Source organism: Citrobacter sp. S46_ASV_140, assembly GCF_018919545.1.
In the GTDB taxonomy this organism is placed as follows: Bacteria; Pseudomonadota; Gammaproteobacteria; order Enterobacterales; family Enterobacteriaceae; genus Citrobacter; species Citrobacter braakii.
Genome location: NZ_JAHLRC010000010.1, coordinates 45,447 through 61,210, shown reverse-complemented (window position 1 = coordinate 61,210; position 15,764 = coordinate 45,447). Strand labels below are relative to the sequence as shown.

General features: G+C 53.9%; 17 protein-coding genes. 5 read left to right on the top strand and 12 right to left on the bottom strand.

Going from position 1 to position 15,764, the window contains the following annotated elements:
- Positions 1-14: 14 nt before the first annotated feature.
- From cvpA to pdxB, 8 genes are all read right to left on the bottom strand, one after another.
- Positions 15-503, bottom strand: a complete 489-nt coding sequence (gene cvpA / locus KQJ19_RS05200) for a colicin V production protein (protein ID WP_005129678.1) — start codon at positions 501-503, stop codon at positions 15-17.
- Positions 504-724: 221 nt separating this feature from the next.
- Positions 725-1,387 (bottom strand): cell division protein DedD, encoded by a 663-nt coding sequence (gene dedD, locus KQJ19_RS05195; RefSeq protein WP_216403402.1) that lies wholly within the window; start codon positions 1,385-1,387, stop codon positions 725-727.
- Positions 1,377-2,645 (bottom strand): bifunctional tetrahydrofolate synthase/dihydrofolate synthase, encoded by a 1,269-nt coding sequence (folC, locus tag KQJ19_RS05190; RefSeq protein WP_047500877.1) that lies wholly within the window; start codon positions 2,643-2,645, stop codon positions 1,377-1,379. Before folC ends, dedD begins: the two co-directional genes overlap by 11 nt.
- Before the next feature lie 192 nt (positions 2,646-2,837).
- Positions 2,838-3,752 (bottom strand): acetyl-CoA carboxylase, carboxyltransferase subunit beta, encoded by a 915-nt coding sequence (gene accD, locus KQJ19_RS05185; RefSeq protein ID WP_016153859.1) that lies wholly within the window; start codon positions 3,750-3,752, stop codon positions 2,838-2,840.
- A gap of 149 nt (positions 3,753-3,901) precedes the next feature.
- Positions 3,902-4,561, bottom strand: a complete 660-nt coding sequence (locus KQJ19_RS05180; protein ID WP_016153860.1) for a DedA family protein — start codon at positions 4,559-4,561, stop codon at positions 3,902-3,904.
- A 24-nt stretch (positions 4,562-4,585) separates the two neighbouring features.
- Positions 4,586-5,398 (bottom strand): tRNA pseudouridine(38-40) synthase TruA, encoded by an 813-nt coding sequence (gene truA / locus KQJ19_RS05175; protein ID WP_016157050.1) that lies wholly within the window; start codon positions 5,396-5,398, stop codon positions 4,586-4,588.
- Positions 5,398-6,411 carry an aspartate-semialdehyde dehydrogenase gene (locus KQJ19_RS05170; protein WP_016157051.1) on the bottom strand — a complete coding sequence of 338 codons (1,014 nt, stop codon included), beginning with the start codon at positions 6,409-6,411 and terminating at the stop codon, positions 5,398-5,400. The genes truA and KQJ19_RS05170 overlap by 1 nt, the downstream gene beginning before the upstream one ends.
- A 67-nt stretch (positions 6,412-6,478) precedes the next feature.
- Positions 6,479-7,615, bottom strand: coding sequence for a 4-phosphoerythronate dehydrogenase PdxB (pdxB, locus tag KQJ19_RS05165; protein WP_016153863.1), 1,137 nt, complete (start codon positions 7,613-7,615; stop codon positions 6,479-6,481).
- A gap of 108 nt (positions 7,616-7,723) precedes the next feature.
- Here pdxB and flk point away from each other — a divergent pair, with 108 nt between their 5' ends.
- On the top strand, positions 7,724-8,725 hold the full coding sequence (gene flk, locus KQJ19_RS05160; protein WP_016153864.1) for a flagella biosynthesis regulator Flk: 1,002 nt from the start codon (positions 7,724-7,726) through the stop codon (positions 8,723-8,725).
- Here the strand turns inward: flk and KQJ19_RS05155 are convergent.
- Together KQJ19_RS05155 and KQJ19_RS05150 are read right to left on the bottom strand one after the other, a co-directional pair.
- Positions 8,722-9,900: an MFS transporter gene (locus tag KQJ19_RS05155; protein ID WP_016153865.1), complete on the bottom strand. Its 1,179-nt coding sequence runs from the start codon at positions 9,898-9,900 to the stop codon at positions 8,722-8,724. The two genes, flk and KQJ19_RS05155, sit on opposite strands and share 4 nt — an antisense overlap.
- A 179-nt stretch (positions 9,901-10,079) precedes the next feature.
- Complete coding sequence (locus KQJ19_RS05150; protein ID WP_047500873.1) at positions 10,080-10,457, bottom strand: hypothetical protein; 378 nt, start codon at positions 10,455-10,457, stop codon at positions 10,080-10,082.
- Positions 10,458-10,630: 173 nt separating this feature from the next.
- Here KQJ19_RS05150 and KQJ19_RS05145 point away from each other — a divergent pair, with 173 nt between their 5' ends.
- The 3 genes from KQJ19_RS05145 to KQJ19_RS05135 all read left to right on the top strand — a co-directional run bounded on the left by KQJ19_RS05145 (position 10,631) and on the right by KQJ19_RS05135 (position 11,930).
- Entirely contained in the window at positions 10,631-10,882 is a 252-nt protein-coding gene (locus KQJ19_RS05145) for a helix-turn-helix domain-containing protein (RefSeq protein WP_016153867.1), read from the top strand.
- A gap of 155 nt (positions 10,883-11,037) precedes the next feature.
- Complete coding sequence (locus KQJ19_RS05140) at positions 11,038-11,406, top strand: NlpC/P60 family protein (RefSeq protein WP_016153868.1); 369 nt, start codon at positions 11,038-11,040, stop codon at positions 11,404-11,406.
- Entirely contained in the window at positions 11,406-11,930 is a 525-nt protein-coding gene (locus KQJ19_RS05135; RefSeq protein ID WP_047358791.1) for a YbjP/YqhG family protein, read from the top strand. Before KQJ19_RS05140 ends, KQJ19_RS05135 begins: the two co-directional genes overlap by 1 nt.
- 53 nt (positions 11,931-11,983) lie before the next feature.
- Here the strand turns inward: KQJ19_RS05135 and fabB are convergent, their stop codons facing one another.
- The gene (gene fabB / locus KQJ19_RS05130; RefSeq protein WP_200049336.1) at positions 11,984-13,204 is read right to left on the bottom strand and encodes a beta-ketoacyl-ACP synthase I; all 1,221 of its coding nucleotides are present in this window, start codon (positions 13,202-13,204) and stop codon (positions 11,984-11,986) included.
- Between the two features lie 159 nt (positions 13,205-13,363).
- On the opposite strand from fabB, the gene mnmC reads away from it, so the two are divergent.
- Positions 13,364-15,364, top strand: a complete 2,001-nt coding sequence (gene mnmC / locus KQJ19_RS05125) for a bifunctional tRNA (5-methylaminomethyl-2-thiouridine)(34)-methyltransferase MnmD/FAD-dependent 5-carboxymethylaminomethyl-2-thiouridine(34) oxidoreductase MnmC (protein ID WP_216403401.1) — start codon at positions 13,364-13,366, stop codon at positions 15,362-15,364.
- 103 nt (positions 15,365-15,467) lie between these two features.
- Here mnmC and KQJ19_RS05120 read toward each other — a convergent pair whose 3' ends face one another.
- Positions 15,468-15,746, bottom strand: a complete 279-nt coding sequence (locus tag KQJ19_RS05120; protein WP_016157057.1) for a YfcL family protein — start codon at positions 15,744-15,746, stop codon at positions 15,468-15,470.
- Positions 15,747-15,764: the final 18 nt, after the last annotated feature.

Here is a 15,764-nt window from a genome sequence, read left to right as displayed (position 1 = left end):
CAACAACCCAAAGTTTATACTTTGGGCAAGAAACTTGACGAGCTTTGCAGATAGTCAAAGAACCATCTGATGATGAAACTGAACTGCGGGATCAGCTGCGACTTGCTCCAGTCTTCACTTTTCGACAGACCGGTAAAGGTATCGAGAAAGAACAGTATGGCGGCGACGATCAGCGCTCCTCGCAGAGCACCAAAGCAGATCCCCAACACCCTGTCGGTACCCGACAGGCCTGTTTTCTCTACCAGTTGGCCTATCACAAAGTTAACGATAGCGCCGACGATAAGTGTCGCGATAAACAGTATCGCGATAGCAATCCCATTTCGAACGAGTTCGTCTTCAAAGCCCGTAAACCAGACAGACAGGTAAGTGTAGTAATGGCTGGCGACAAAGAAAGCACAACCCCAAGTCACCAACGATAATGCTTCACGAACAAAGCCACGGATCAGGCTAACCAGACAGGAAAAACCAATCACCGCGATAATGGCGTAATCAATCCAGACCATAAGTGTCCCACGATTTAACGCCCTGTCGTCCTGTTCGGGGCGCATTCTAACAGAAAAAGAAAACGTTTGCGTAGGGATTTCCTTTCCACGCGTAAATAAAAATGGCGCTGAAAAAATCTTCAACGCCATACCGTTTTATGCCTCTTCGGGCACTGCCGGATAGCGGTAAAAACGCCCTATCCGGCCTGAATTAAGAGCAGCGCCGTGAACAGCGCAATCCCTTAATTAGGGGTGTACCCCATCACTACGCCACTCAGACCGGAGATCTTCTGCAGCTCGCCCAGCGAGTTCTTCAGCTTATCTTTGGAGGCGTCAGGTCCTACGAGAATACGGGTTATTTTACCCTGCACCGGCGTTGACGGGGAAGTATATACCCGGAAGCCCGCGCCACGAAGTTTACCCACGATCTCATTGACCTTATCCGCATTTTTCAGCGCACCGAGCTGTACAACGTACGCTTTGCCGGTTGGCGCTGGCGGTTCCACCGCGGCCGGTTTCGGCGCTGGAGCCGGTGCTGGCGTCGGAGCGACGGCAACCGGCTGCGGCTTCGGTTTGAGTTTCGGCTGTTCTACAGGCGCGGGGACAGGATCTAACTCCGCGCTGTTTGCCGTCGTCAAACGTGACGGATCCAACGATGGCGCGGCAGCATCGCCCGCGCGCACCTCTTCTGCCGCCCCTTCCGGCGGCTGCGTCGGCAGCGCCTGCGTTGCTGCAGGCATCATGTCTGGTTCATCGCGATCGCCGGGTTTCGGCACCAGCGGGATCGCCGCAAACTCATCCTGATAATGCTTTTTCTGCCCGTCAAGCAGCCCGGGGAGCACAATCACCCCCAGCGCGACCAGCACAATTGTGCCGACTAATCGATTCTGAAACTTACTCGCCACCGCTTCTCCCCACGTCTATCACTTCCATGACATGTGCGACAGTGTGAAACGATCCACACACCAACACGGTATCTTCTGGCTTCGCCTCAGCTAGCGCCGCAGACCATGCCTGCGCCACGCTGTCATAGGCGTAGCCTTTGCCCAGATGCTCCAGCAGTTGTTCTGCAGTAGCACCACGCGGCCCTTCCAGGGGCGCACAGTACCAGGCGTCAACCACGCTTTTTAACCAGGCTAACGTACCGGCAATATCTTTATCATGTAGCATACCGATAACCGCAAGTACACGCCCGCTTTTCACTAACTTTTTCAGACGGCCGGTCAGATACTCCGCCGCATGCGGGTTATGGGCAACATCAAAAATCACCCGCGGCGACTCGCTCACAATCTGGAAGCGCCCCGGTAAAATCGCCTGTTCAATACCGTCACGAATGGCCTGCTCGCTGACGTTAAGCCCGCTTGCGCGCAGTGCTGCCAGTGCGGTAGCGGCGTTAGGTTGCGGGACCTGCGGCAACGGCAGGTGCGCCAACGTGCCGTGATCGTCCGTAAAGGACCAGTCGTTCTCCGTGACCGCATAGCGCCAGTCCACGCCGCAGCGTTGCAAAATCGCCCCGCTCTCTTGCGCAACATCGGCAATGGTGTAAGGCATTTCCGGCTCGCCGACGATAGCCGGTTTCTCTGCACGGAAAATTCCCGCCTTCTCACGACCAATGCTTTCGCGATCCGGGCCCAGCCAGTCAGTATGGTCAAGCGCAATGCTGGTGACCACCGCAACATCGGCATCCACGATATTGGTCGCGTCAAGGCGACCGCCTAACCCAACTTCCAGGATGACGACATCCAGTTGGGCCTGTTTAAACAACCAGAGCGCCGATAACGTACCGTATTCAAAGTAGGTCAGGGAAATGTCGCCACGCGCATCTTCAATCTCAGCAAACGAGGCTGTATGCGCTGATTCCGGCAGTTCACGTCCCTGCACGCGTACGCGTTCCGTGTAGCGCACCAGATGCGGCGAACTGTAAACGCCAACTTTATAACCTGCTGCGGTCAGCACAGATTCCAGCGTACGGCAGGTTGTGCCTTTCCCGTTGGTTCCCGCCACCGTAAAAACAAATGGCGCGGGTTTCAACACACCCAGTTTGCGCGCCACCTGACTTACGCGTTCCAGGCCGAGATCGATGGTTTTACTGTGCAGGTTTTCCAGATAAGAAAGCCACGATGCCAGGGGCGACGCGGCTTGAGGAATACGTTTATTGTCCATGATGGCTGTAGATTCTTTACGTTGAGAAAAGCAAAAGGGCAGCACCAACCGGCCTGCCCTTTTTTACACGTTGTTTTTCACGTTGCAGATGCGTTGGCTGTGCTCGCTCACCCGAATCACTTACCTGTGTAAGCTCATCGGGATCTACTCTCTTATCGCCTGCCTGCAACCCGAAACCCATAGAGTAAACTATCAGGCCTCTGATTCCTGATCGGGAACCGGAGGTACCACCTCGCCTTCACGCGGCTCATCCGGATTCGGCGTAGGAAGATTCATCAGCTTCGCCAGAATGCTTGCCAGTTTCAGGCGCATTTCAGGACGGCGGACGATCATATCGATAGCGCCTTTTTCAATCAGGAACTCGCTACGCTGGAATCCCGGCGGCAGTTTCTCACGTACGGTTTGCTCGATAACACGCGGACCAGCAAAGCCGATCAGTGCTTTCGGTTCTGCAATGTTGAGATCGCCCAGCATCGCGAAGCTAGCAGAAACACCGCCCATTGTTGGGTCGGTCAGTACAGAAATATACGGTAAACCGCGTTCCTGCATTTTCGCCAGCGCAGCAGAGGTTTTCGCCATCTGCATCAGAGACATCAGCGCTTCCTGCATACGCGCCCCGCCAGAAGCGGAGAAGCAGATCAGCGGACAGTTATCTTCCAGCGCCTGCTCAACGGCACGGACAAAACGCGCGCCGACCACAGAGCCCATGGAGCCGCCCATAAACGCGAACTCGAATGCAGCAGCAACGACCGGCATACCGTGCAGCGTGCCTTTCATTACCACCAGCGCATCTTTCTCGCCAGTTTCTTTCTGCGCAGAAGCCAGTCTGTCTTTGTACTTTTTGGAGTCACGAAACTTCAGCACATCTTTCGGCTCAAGCTCGCTACCCAGTTCCACAAGAGAACCTTCATCTAACAGGCTATGCAGGCGATTGCGCGCCGACATGCGCATATGATGGTCACACTTCGGACAGACCTCAAGATTACGTTCCAGCTCAGCACGGTATAAAACCTGACCGCAGCTATCACACTTGGTCCACACCCCTTCAGGAATGCTTGCCTTGCGGGTGGGAGTAATGTTGCTTTTAATTCGTTCAATCCAGCTCATTGGTGACCTTTCTGCCTGAACCCTAGTCAGCTTTGTTATAAGGGGCGCATAATGCCATTTTTGCCCCTAACAGACCATGAATGTTGCACATTAAAACATAACAGCCCGAAACTTTGGATAAAAAAGTGGTCGAACCGCTGAGTTACTTTCTATTTTGCAGCCCGTGACGCAGCGCGTTTATGGCGAATCACTTCAATTATGCCCGGCAATACGGAAAGGACGATGATCGCCACAATCAGTAATTTCAGGTTTTCCTGAACGATCGGCAGATCGCCGAACAGATAGCCTGCATAGGTGAACAGCAATACCCACAGCAGCGCGCCTGCGACGTTATACATCGCAAAATGACGGTAGGACATGTGCCCCATACCGGCAACAAACGGTGCAAATGTACGCACAATAGGTACGAAACGCGCGAGGATAATCGTTTTGCCGCCATGACGCTCGTAGAACGCATGGGTTTTATCCAGGTAACTGCGACGGAAAATTTTAGAGTTCGGGTTACTGAAGAGTTTTTCACCGAACAAACGGCCAATCGTGTAGTTCACCGCATCGCCGATAATCGCCGCCACAATCATCAACATCACCATCAGATGAACATTGAGATCGTTAGTTGGCAGCGCAGAAAGCGCGCCAGCGACAAACAGCAGCGAGTCTCCCGGCAGGAACGGCGTCACCACCAGCCCGGTTTCGCAGAACAGGATCAGAAACAGAATCGCGTATACCCAGATACCGTATTCCGCAACCAGCTCCGCCAGATGCACATCAATGTGCAGGATAAAATCGATAAGAAAGTAAATCAGGTCCATAGTTTTGCCTTTATACGACTCAAATTAGTCCGCCAGAAATAGCGGGCCCATAGGCGGTTTTGGCAGGTCGAACCGTTCCGGGTAATCTACTGCAACCAGATACAATCCTTCCGCTTTCGCCGTTGCCGCTGCCAGCGTTCTGTCCTTCGCCGCTAGCAGTTCTGCTATCCAGCTCTCCGGCTGGTTGTTGGCGCCTACTTCCATCAGGCTGCCGACAATATTCCTGACCATATGATGTACAAAGGCATTTGCTTTAATATCCACCACCACATATGCACCAAAACGTTCTACGTTAATGTGCATCACGTTACGCCACGGTGTGCGCGACTGACACTGCACCGCCCGAAACGAAGTAAAATCATTTTCGCCAATCAAACACTGGGCCGCACGATGCATACGCTCAGCGTCCAGCGGTTCATAGTAATGGGTTACCCCTTTACCTAAAACCGCAGGGCGCAACCGATGATTGTAGATGATGTAGCGATAACGGCGAGCCGTGGCGCTAAATCGGGCATGGAAATCATCGGGTACAGCTTTCACCCAGCGCACAGCAATGTCACCAGGTAAATTCGCATTTACCCCCAGTGTCCAGGCTGCATCTTTACGCTGGGCAGTCGTTTCAAAGTGCACGACCTGCCCTGTGCCATGAACGCCCGCATCCGTGCGTCCCGCACAAAAGACAGTGATGCGTTCATTCGCCACCTGAGAGAGCGCTTTTTCCAGTTTTTCCTGAACGCTACGCACTTCGTTCTGGCGCTGCCAGCCATAATATTTGCTGCCGTCATACTCTATGCCCAGCGCAATTTTATGGGTTGACGGCTGTTGCAGGTCAGACATTAGTACAGGTACTCCTGCACCAGTTTTTCCGCAATTTTCACCGCCATCAACGCACCGCCAAAGCGTACGTTGTCTGCCACAGACCAGAACTGAACCTGTTCCGGCATCCCATAATCGTTATGCACACAGCCAACTGAAAGGTGCGGAGTACCTGACGCATCGCCAACCTGCGTTGGGATATAGGTCTCTTCTGACAACACTACGTCCTCACCGCGTGAAAACGCATCGCGTGCTTCTTCCGCCGCCAACGGACGCAGAGCTTCAAAATTCACCATCTGTGCGTGGCCATAAAATACCGGCGACTGCACGATGCTGGCGGAGATAAGCAGCCCGTCGTCCTGCATAATTTTGCGCACTTCATCGACGATACGACGCTCTTCGCGTACGCTACCTTCGCGATCCGGCAGCAGCGGCAGCATGTTGAACGCCAGCTGACGACCAAAGAAATCGTCATCGTCAATCGGGATGCCGTTCAGTAGTTTCGCGCTCTGTCCGGCAAGCGCATCTACGGCTTTTTTACCGTGGGCGGAAGCGGAAATAATATTGGTCACCGTAATACGTGACAGCCCGCCGTCATCAATTAGCGGCTTCAGCGCAGACAGCAGTTGGCTGGTCAGGCTGGAAGGGACCGCAATCACATTGCGGTTGCGGTAATCCGCCAGTACGAACGGGTTAACGTCCGGAACCACCAGCGGAACGTCCGGCTCAAGCGCGAACAGGCCACTACTGTCGATAACCAGGCAACCGGCATTGGTCGCTTCTTCCACCCATGCGGCGGTGGCTTCAGCGCCTGCAACAAAAAATGCCAGTTGCGCCTGCGTCCAGTCAAAGTCTACAACGTCCTGAACAAGGACCGATTTACCGTTAAAACGCAGATGCTCACCCGCGCTTTCATTACGCGCCAGCGCATAAATTTCACCGACCGGGAACTGGCGTTCAGCCAGCGTATCGAGCAGGGCTTCGCCTACGGCGCCCGTTGCGCCCAGAATGGCAATATTCCAGCCTTCAGACATGGTGATTTACTCCAGAAATACGTAAGCGTCCCTGTCGCATTATTCGACAGGGAGCATTAAGAAGACATTAATGTGCCGGGTGATAAACAGCGTTAAAACCCAGCTTACACAGCAAGGCAGCAGCCGTTGCGTCGTCACACATCACGTATAAAGACGACCATTCACGGCGCTCAAGATAATTTTTACGCAGCTTATCAAACTCACCCGGAATTCCAGCGACTTTACGCAGCGGCGCATCATCGCGGCGCACATCATACACTAAATGCACCAGCCTTTTCAGCGTTGGCTGATCTAACGGGCCATGCAGAGTGATACGACCAAATTCCGGCGCAGGTAACAGGGTATTGAGCGCAACGTGTTGTTCGCGACCAATAAACTTGCTAAAAGCCTCAAAGACCTGCGTGGTGCCGCGCGCTTTTCCTTCCAGGGTATACCCGGCAATGTGCGCCGTGCCGATATCGGCTTTCTCAAGCAATGCCACATTGAGATCCGGCTCCCCTTCCCAGACATCCAGCACGACGCTCAGCGACTGCCCGGCATTCAATCGGTTCAGCAATGCCGTATTGTCGATGACTGGCCCGCGGCAGGCGTTGATCACAATGGTGCCCGGCTTAAGCCGGCTAATCAGCGCATCATCTGCCAGGTGCAGCGTTTTGTACGGTCCGTCTTTAAACAACGGCGTATGGAAAGTCAACACATCGGCTTGCTCTACCAGTTCGTCCAGCGAGCGAAAATCTCCCTCGTCACCGCGATCGGCTCGCGGCGGATCGCACAGCAGCGTGCGGATCCCCAGTGCTTCCAGACGTGCCTGCAAACGTCCGCCCACATTGCCCACGCCTACGATGCCTACAGTACGATCGCGTAACGCAAACCCGTCGCGCTCCGCCAGCATCAGCAACGCTGAAAAAACATATTCTACGACCGCAATCGCGTTACAGCCGGGCGCTGCGGAAAAGCCGATCTTCGACTGCGCAAGCCAGGCTTCATCCACATGGTCCGTGCCTGCGGTTGCCGTGCCGACAAATTGAACCGGTTTTCCGCTAAGCAGTGATTCATTTACTTTCGTCACCGAGCGCACCATTAAGGCATCCGCATCATCCAGTTCGGCAACGGGAATCGGGCGACCGGGAACCGCTTTGACCTCCCCCAAACGACTGAACAGTTCGCGGGCATAGGGCATATTTTCATCAACGAGGATTTTCACGTCTTTCGCACCTGTTTGAGAACGAGAGTTAACCGGGCAAGTGTGCCATAATCTCGCCGCCAGGCATACTGCGAGACCTGGTCAGCACAGATTTAAGGAACAGAGATGATGCAGCCCATTTCAGGTACACCCGCACGCCCTCCCGGCGAAGGCCAAAATGCCCCTTCTGCTGCGGGTGAACAACCGTTATCCACACAACAACGTACCGTGCTGGAACGACTGATTACCCGTCTGATTTCACTCACCCAACAGCAAAGCGCCGAGGTGTGGGCCGGAATGAAGCACGATCTGGGCGTCAAAAGTGATACGCCGCTGCAATCACGTCACTTTCCTGCCGCGGAGCAAAACCTGAATCAGCGGCTGGGTGTTGCTCAGCAAAATCATGCTAATCGTCAGGTTCTCTCACAGCTCACTGAATTACTGAGTCAGGGAAATAACCGCCAGGCGGTAAGTGATTTTATCCGTCAGCAGTATGGGCAAACGGCGCTCAGCCAGCTCACGCCTGAGCAATTGAAGAACGTGCTCACGCTGCTGCAACAAGGGCAGCTTTCTATACCGCAACCGCAACAGCGCCCGGCCACCGATCGTCCGTTATTACCCGCAGAGCACAATACGCTGAACCAGTTGGTTACCAAACTGGCGGCGGCCACGGGAGAGTCAGGTAAGATGATCTGGCAGTCAATGTTAGAGCTGTCTGGCGTAAAAAGCGGTGAGCTGATCCCCGCCAAACAGTTTACTCATCTGGTCACCTGGCTGCAGGCGCGCCAGACGCTCAGCCTGCAAAGCGCCCCGACGCTACAAACGCTCCAGGCAGCGCTGAAGCTGCCATTAGAGCCGAATGAGCTGACGGCAATAAAAGAGTACGCGCAGCAGACGTATCAGATCCAACCACAAACGATTCTAACCACGGTGCAGGTGCAGGACTTGCTGAATCAAATCTTCCTGCGCCGCGTAGAACGGGAACGCGAGCTAAACGATCCGCGCCATCTTCAACCTATTTACAGCCCGTTCGCGCCGATGATTGAAACGGTTAAATCTCTGTCGGCACGACCGGGACTGCTGTTTGTCGCGTTAATGATCGCATTAGCCATTTTCTGGCTGGTCGCTTAACCTTTGCGCAGCGTAAGCAGCGTCACGACAATCCCCACCACGGCGGATATCGCTCCGGCAAGGAATACCGAGGGATAACCGTACGCGGTGGCCAGCACCCCGGCGACCGGGCCGCTTATGCCGTAGGAGATATCCTGAAACGCGGCGTAACCGCCCAGCGCCGTACCGCGAACCTGCGCGGGCACTCGCTTCACAACCTCTACGCCCAATGCCGGGAAGATAAGCGAACACCCTGCCCCGGTTAATGCCGCCCCGAGCAGCGCAATCCATGCGGATGGGGCCTGCCACAGCAGAATCAGCCCCGCGGTTTCAACCAGTAAGGAGACAACGGCTACCTTCACGCCTCCGAACCGATCCGGCATCCAGCCAAACAGAATGCGCATCAGCACAAACGCCCCGCCAAACGCGGTCAGGGTGAACCCCGCCATCGTCCAGCCGTTGCTGACAAAATAGAGTGAAATAAACGTACCGATCACCGCAAAGCCAACGCCCTGCAGCGCCAGGCCCAGGCCCGGTTTCCAGATAAGCCCTACCACGCTCCATAACGAAGGGCGTTCTCCTGCATGAGCAGGCACTTTGCGAACGGTGCCGTTGAATGCCCATGCCAGCAGCGGTAATACCATTGTCGTTCCCGCCAGCGCCGCAAAGCCAAAGTGGCTATGGATCAGCAAGCCCAGCGGTGCACCGGCGGCCAGCGCACCGTAAATCGCCATCCCGTTCCACGACATCACCTTACCCGAGCGTGTTGGACCGACCAGCCCAAGCCCCCAGGTCAGCGTTCCGGTGAGCAGTTGGCTTTCGCCAAAACCGAGGATCAAACGCCCGACGATTAACAATGCAAATTTTACAGGGACAGAAACAGGCAATAACGCGGCTAACAGCCACGCCGCGCCCGCCAACCCACAGGCAAACATCCCCTGTAGCGCCGAACGTTTGGCGCCATATTGATCAGCTAAGCGCCCGGCGTAGCCGCGCGTTAATACCGTTGCCAGAAACTGTACGCCTACGGCGATACCAACCATGGTGTTGCCATAGCCCAGCTCCTGATGCACAAACAGAGGAATAACGGGCAAAGGTAGACCGACCGTCATATAGGTCAGGAAAACTGCAAAAGCGATACGAAACAGCGAAAAGTTCGCCGAAGGTGTTTTTTCTTGTTGGGTTACAGCTGTCATGCGTTACTCCAAAATGCAGAGTAAGGCGAGGAATGTCCACGCCCCCTCTACCTGACTTTCAGGATTAAGGTGCGTTGGATAACGTTAAACGCTTACGCATTATCAGATAGATAATGTTGAGTGCGAAGTCTGCCTGTGAGCCACTAAATTTGTCAACCCTGAAATCTCACCAGGTTGGTTCACGGTAAAGACGACTTTTCGTCGAATAAAAAAGGAAATACAGCATCAATTCCTTTTGTGCCAAACAGTCCGGTCACCTGCTTGCGCTGCCCCGGCGTCAGCAGTCTGAACATCATATCCCAGATCTCTTTCGGTTCCGCTTCCTGTACGCAACGGCTCTCTAAGGCCAACACCTTTTCAGTTTCTTTCAGGTAAGGACGGACATACAAAGGGAAAATGGAGATATGGAACTCCTCAGCCTTTGATTTAACACGTTTGCGCTTCACGCCCTCTTTGCCTTCACTGTACATGTTTAAACGGGAACGAACCGCAGGCGCGCTTCCTGGAAACCCCGGCAATTCAAGACATTCCTTTACCGTGAACCACTCTTTTGCCATTAGTTTCTTTCCTTTCTGCCTGTGGAATAAAAAATATTTTTTCTTTTGCGCGAAATTTCAGTTTTATTCTGGCAATATTCCAGTGACAAAAAAGAAAGTTACATTCTTTTGTTTCTCTGGTTTATACCCTGAAAAATATCGGCGCCGATAACACATTTCCTTAGGATTACAGAATGGAACACAAAAGCCAAGACTGGCATCGTGCAGATATTAAAAGTGCACTGGAAAAAAAAGGAATCACGCTCAGAGATCTTTCTCGTGCGGCTGGATTATCACCCGATTCACTGCGCAATGTATTTACCCGAAGCTGGCCCAGAGCGGAACAGATCATTGCGCAGGCGCTCGAAACCTCGCCAGACGTGATTTGGCCGTCACGCTATCCACGCCAGCAGCCAGAGGATAAAACAAGTAATACTGAATATTAAATAGATCACTCGTAATTTATCGAGCATATAAATTAATAAATATCCCAGCTTAATATATTGAGAATATTAATAGCACTATTTGCCATTTCCAATTGCGTAAATACTGTTAAAGCATCACGTAATTGCTATTACGTATGTTATTAACAGGAGTCGTTATGAGTTGGGATAAAAAGGTGGCGGTCAATTACGCCAAATCGCACGCGAGTTCACATTCACAAGGGCGCTGTGCGGAATATACCCGCAAAGCTGTTCAGGCAGGCGGCGTTACTCTTGGGCGCACTTACCATGCCAAAGATTATGGTCCGATGCTGAAAAACGCCGGTTTCAGCGCCATTGGCGCGCTTGAAGAGCCGCGCGAAGGGGATGTCATCATCATTCAACCTTATGCTAATGGAAACCCGAGCGGTCACATGGCGATATATGACGGTCATGACTGGTATTCCGACTTCAAACAGCGAGACATGTGGGCCGGTCCAGGTTATCGGACCGCAAAGCCGTCATACACCATTTACAGGAAGAAGTAATGAAAGCCTTTCCACTGATTGTTCTCATCCTGCTGATTTGTGGCTGTACCCCTTCTCACCGTGACAGTACGCAGGATGTGAAACAGTTCTATCTTTCGTGGATGAAGAACTACACTCAGGATCCGGATGCGCCCCGCGAAACATCAGCATTACTGCAACGCTATGTCGCCAAAGAGGTTATCGGGCGTCTGGCGCTAATTGATACGCTTTATGAGCAGGAGATCGTGCAAGCGGACTACTTTATGTATGTGCAGGATTACGCACCGGCATGGATCCCGCTGTTGCGGGTTGGACAGGCGCAGCCATTCCTCGGCGGTGAAAAACTGAACCTGCAGTTAGGCACTGAGTCAGCCCCTATTCAACTGGAGGTATATACCCGTTGGGAGGAAGGACGGTGGAAAATTTATCGTGTCCGGGACGCGGGTCGTCATTACGAGCAGCCCATTTACAATGCCGGAGAGATTACGCGAGCCAGAGCATGGTCCGCTGAGATCGCGCCGGAATACGAAAAAATGCCGAAGTAAACACGGTAAAAAGGGAGCCTGTCGGCTCCCTTTTTTCGTATTCAATCTTAGACTTACGCCTTCAGCTTACGCATAACCAGCGTAGCGTTGGTGCCGCCAAAGCCGAAGCTGTTGGACATCACGGTGGTCAGCGCCTGCTCGGTCGGTTTGGTCACGATGTTCAGACCTGCCGCCTGCTCATCCAGCTCTTCAATGTTGATGCTTGGCGCGATAAAGCCATGTTCCAGCATCAGCAGAGAGTAGATAGCTTCCTGCACGCCAGCCGCGCCCAGTGAATGACCTGTCATCGCTTTGGTTGCGGAGATTGCCGGGCTGTTGTTGCCAAACACTTCGCGGATTGCGCCCAGTTCTTTCACGTCGCCTACCGGAGTTGAGGTACCGTGAGAGTTCAGGTAGTCGATCGGCGTGTCTACACCGTGCATCGCCATCTGCATGCAACGTACTGCGCCTTCGCCAGACGGAGCAACCATGTCTGCGCCATCGGACGTTGCGCCGTAACCGACGATTTCCGCATAGATGTGCGCGCCACGTGCCAGAGCGTGCTCCAGTTCTTCAACCACGACCATACCGCCGCCGCCAGCAATAACGAAACCGTCGCGGTTTGCGTCATAGGTACGGGAAGCTTTTGACGGATCGTCGTTGTATTTGGTAGACAACGCGCCCATTGCATCGAATTCACACGCCATTTCCCAGCACAGCTCTTCGCCGCCGCCAGCAAAAACGATATCCTGTTTGCCCAACTGAATTTGTTCTACCGCGTTGCCGATACAGTGCGCAGATGTCGCACAGGCAGAACTGATGGAGTAGTTTACGCCGTGGATTTTGAACGGCGTTGCGAGGCAGGCAGAAACGCCGGACGCCATCGCTTTGGTGACCACATACGGGCCAACCGCTTTCAGACCACGTGGGCTACGCATTGCGTCAGCGCCGAACACCTGAAAACGTGGGGAGCCGCCGCCGGAACCTGCAATCAGGCCAACGCGCGGGTTGTTCTGGTAATCTTCTGCAGCCAGGCCGGCATCAGCCACTGCCTGCTCCATTGATAGGAATGCATAGACGGATGCGTCGCTCATGAAGCGCACTACTTTGCGGTCAATGAGGCCAGTGGTATCCAGTTTTACGTTGCCCCAAACGTGGCTACGCATGCCGGAGTCCTTCAGCTCCTGAGAGAAAGTGATCCCTGAACGTCCTTCACGCAGAGATGCCAGGACTTCCTGCTGGTTATTACCGATGCTGGAAACGATGCCCAAGCCAGTAATCACTGCACGTTTCATTCAATACCTCTGTAAGTCGCACTATTTTAAAGTTTCGAGTGGCACAATAGCGTACACTTGTACGCCGAACAAGTCCGATCAGCCATTTTATGTGGAAATTTGCGCAGCCAGGCACTCATCGCTAAGATCGGGGCACAGCCTGTCAGACGAGTAACTTACGTGAAACAATACGCTATACAACCTGCCAACCTTGAATTCAACGCTGAGGGTACACCTGTTTCCCGAGATTTTGACGATGTCTATTTTTCTAATGATAACGGGCTGGAAGAGACACGTTACGTCTTTCTCGGCGGTAACCATCTCGCACAACGATTCCCTGCGCATTCACGTCCTCTCTTCGTGGTGGCAGAAAGCGGGTTTGGCACCGGACTTAACTTCCTCACGCTCTGGCAGGCATTTGCCGATTTTCGCGATACCCACCCTGAAGCTACCCTGGAAAGATTACATTTCATCAGCTTTGAAAAATATCCGCTGACGCGTGAAGATCTCACCTTAGCCCACCAGCACTGGCCAGAACTTGCCCCGTGGGCCACGGCACTGCAAGAACAATGGCCGCTGCCGCTGGCGGGATGTCATCGCCTGCTGCTTGATGATGGGCGCGTCACGCTGGATCTGTGGTTTGGCGATATAAACGAACTGACCAGTACGCTGGATGACTCTCTGAATCAAAAGGTGGACGCCTGGTTCCTGGACGGTTTCGCACCGGCAAAAAACCCGGATATGTGGACGCCAACGCTGTTTAACGCGATGGCTCGACTGGCTCGTCCCGGCGGGACGCTGGCAACCTTTACATCGGCAGGCTTTGTACGTCGGGGGTTGCAGGAAGCCGGATTTACAATGCAAAAATGCAAAGGCTTTGGGCGCAAACGCGAAATGCTCTGTGGCGTGATGGAACAGACTCAGGCGCTCACGTCCTCGGCGCCATGGTTTGCGCGTACGGGAACAGATAAGCGCGAAGCCGCTATTATTGGTGGAGGAATTGCCAGCGCATTGCTGTCACTGGCGTTATTGCGCCGCGGCTGGCAGGTCACACTATATTGCGCCGACGATAAACCTGCCGGGGGCGCATCCGGTAATCGCCAGGGGGCGCTCTACCCCCTACTTAGCAAACATGACGCAGCCATTAATCTCTTTTTCCCCACTGCGTTTACCTTCGCCCGTCGACTGTATGACGTCCTCCCCGTTGAGTTCGCGCATGACTGGTGCGGCGTGACGCAACTCGCGTGGGATGAAAAAAGCCAGCAAAAAATCACCCAGATGCTGTCCCTTGAACTGCCCGCTGCGCTCGCCGTCGGGGTTGACGCACAGCAGGTTTTACAAACGACAGGGGTGGAAACCGGATGCGGCGGGATTCAGTATCCGGCCGGAGGATGGCTGTACCCGGCGCAGTTAACCGCCGCGGTACTGGACTATGCAACAACCCTGGGATTACGCACCCGCTACCACCATACGCTGTCCTCACTGACTCGCCAGACAGCAAACTGGCAATTGCAGTTTTCCAGTGGAGAAACCGCCTCTCACGCAGCAGTCGTTCTGGCTAACGGTCATCGCATTAGCGGCTTTGAGCAAACGCAGCCGCTACCGGTGTACTCCGTGGGCGGTCAGGTGAGTCATATTCCCACCACACCTGCACTTTCAGCGTTACGTCAGGTGCTGTGCTATGACGGCTACCTCACGCCGCACAACCCGCAAAATCAGCAGCACTGCATTGGCGCCAGCTATCATCGTGGGAGTGAAGAGACAGCGTATCGCGAGGACGATCAGCAACAAAACCGTCAACGCTTAATCGACTGCTTCCCGAACGCTATGTGGGCAAAAGAGGTAGACGTTAGTGACAATGCCGCCCGCTGCGGGGTGCGCTGCGCCACGCGCGATCACATGCCAATGGTCGGCAACGTCGCGGACTATGACGCCACGCTCAGCCAGTACACCACACTTGCTGCAGACAAAGAGCACGCCGTAAGCGCGCCGGTTTATTCCGATTTATTTATGCTGGGCGCGCTGGGATCGCGCGGGCTGTGTACTGCCCCGCTGTGTGCAGAAATTCTGGCTTCGCAAATGAGCAATGAACCGATTCCCATGGATGCCAGCACGCTGGCGGCGCTAAATCCAAATCGTCTGTGGGTCAGGAAGTTATTGAAGGGTAAAGCGGTGAAATAAAAGGATGGCCTGATGACGCTACGCTTATCAGGCCTACAAACACCCCAACAAGGTAGGCCGGATAAGACACCAGAGCGTCGCCATCCGGCACAATTTACCGCAATTATTGTGCAGTAGCCTTCTGGAACAGAGTGTCCCACATTTCTTTCACTAACGCCTGGTCACGCGGCGATAGTTCGCCTGCGCTGATGGCTTTTTCCAGGCTGCTGGTCACATTGGCGTACAATGCCTCAGCGGAATGGTCCTCGCCAGCGTCCAGTTCGGCCACGGCCAGCGTCAGGTGTCCACGCAAATAGCCACTGGCAAACAACTCATCATCGCTGGCGTGCTCTACCATATCGTCGATTAATGCCAGAATGCGTGATTCAAACTCCGCGATCATCTTCTTTCCTCATTGTAA

Excerpts from the sequence above, each read along its gene's own strand:
- folC (WP_047500877.1), bottom strand. The coding sequence starts at position 2,645 with ATGGACAATAAACGTATTCCTCAAGCCGCGTCGCCCCTGGCATCGTGG.
- KQJ19_RS05120 (WP_016157057.1), bottom strand. The coding sequence starts at position 15,746 with ATGATCGCGGAGTTTGAATCACGCATTCTGGCATTAATCGACGATATG.
- fabB (WP_200049336.1), bottom strand. The coding sequence starts at position 13,204 with ATGAAACGTGCAGTGATTACTGGCTTGGGCATCGTTTCCAGCATCGGT.
- accD (WP_016153859.1), bottom strand. The coding sequence starts at position 3,752 with ATGAGCTGGATTGAACGAATTAAAAGCAACATTACTCCCACCCGCAAG.
- KQJ19_RS05150 (WP_047500873.1), bottom strand. The coding sequence starts at position 10,457 with ATGGCAAAAGAGTGGTTCACGGTAAAGGAATGTCTTGAATTGCCGGGG.
- KQJ19_RS05155 (WP_016153865.1), bottom strand. The coding sequence starts at position 9,900 with ATGACAGCTGTAACCCAACAAGAAAAAACACCTTCGGCGAACTTTTCG.
- KQJ19_RS05170 (WP_016157051.1), bottom strand. The coding sequence starts at position 6,411 with ATGTCTGAAGGCTGGAATATTGCCATTCTGGGCGCAACGGGCGCCGTA.
- KQJ19_RS05135 (WP_047358791.1), top strand. The coding sequence starts at position 11,406 with ATGAAAGCCTTTCCACTGATTGTTCTCATCCTGCTGATTTGTGGCTGT.
- KQJ19_RS05140 (WP_016153868.1), top strand. The coding sequence starts at position 11,038 with ATGAGTTGGGATAAAAAGGTGGCGGTCAATTACGCCAAATCGCACGCG.
- flk (WP_016153864.1), top strand. The coding sequence starts at position 7,724 with ATGCAGCCCATTTCAGGTACACCCGCACGCCCTCCCGGCGAAGGCCAA.
- truA (WP_016157050.1), bottom strand. The coding sequence starts at position 5,398 with ATGTCTGACCTGCAACAGCCGTCAACCCATAAAATTGCGCTGGGCATA.
- cvpA (WP_005129678.1), bottom strand. The coding sequence starts at position 503 with ATGGTCTGGATTGATTACGCCATTATCGCGGTGATTGGTTTTTCCTGT.
- KQJ19_RS05145 (WP_016153867.1), top strand. The coding sequence starts at position 10,631 with ATGGAACACAAAAGCCAAGACTGGCATCGTGCAGATATTAAAAGTGCA.
- KQJ19_RS05180 (WP_016153860.1), bottom strand. The coding sequence starts at position 4,561 with ATGGACCTGATTTACTTTCTTATCGATTTTATCCTGCACATTGATGTG.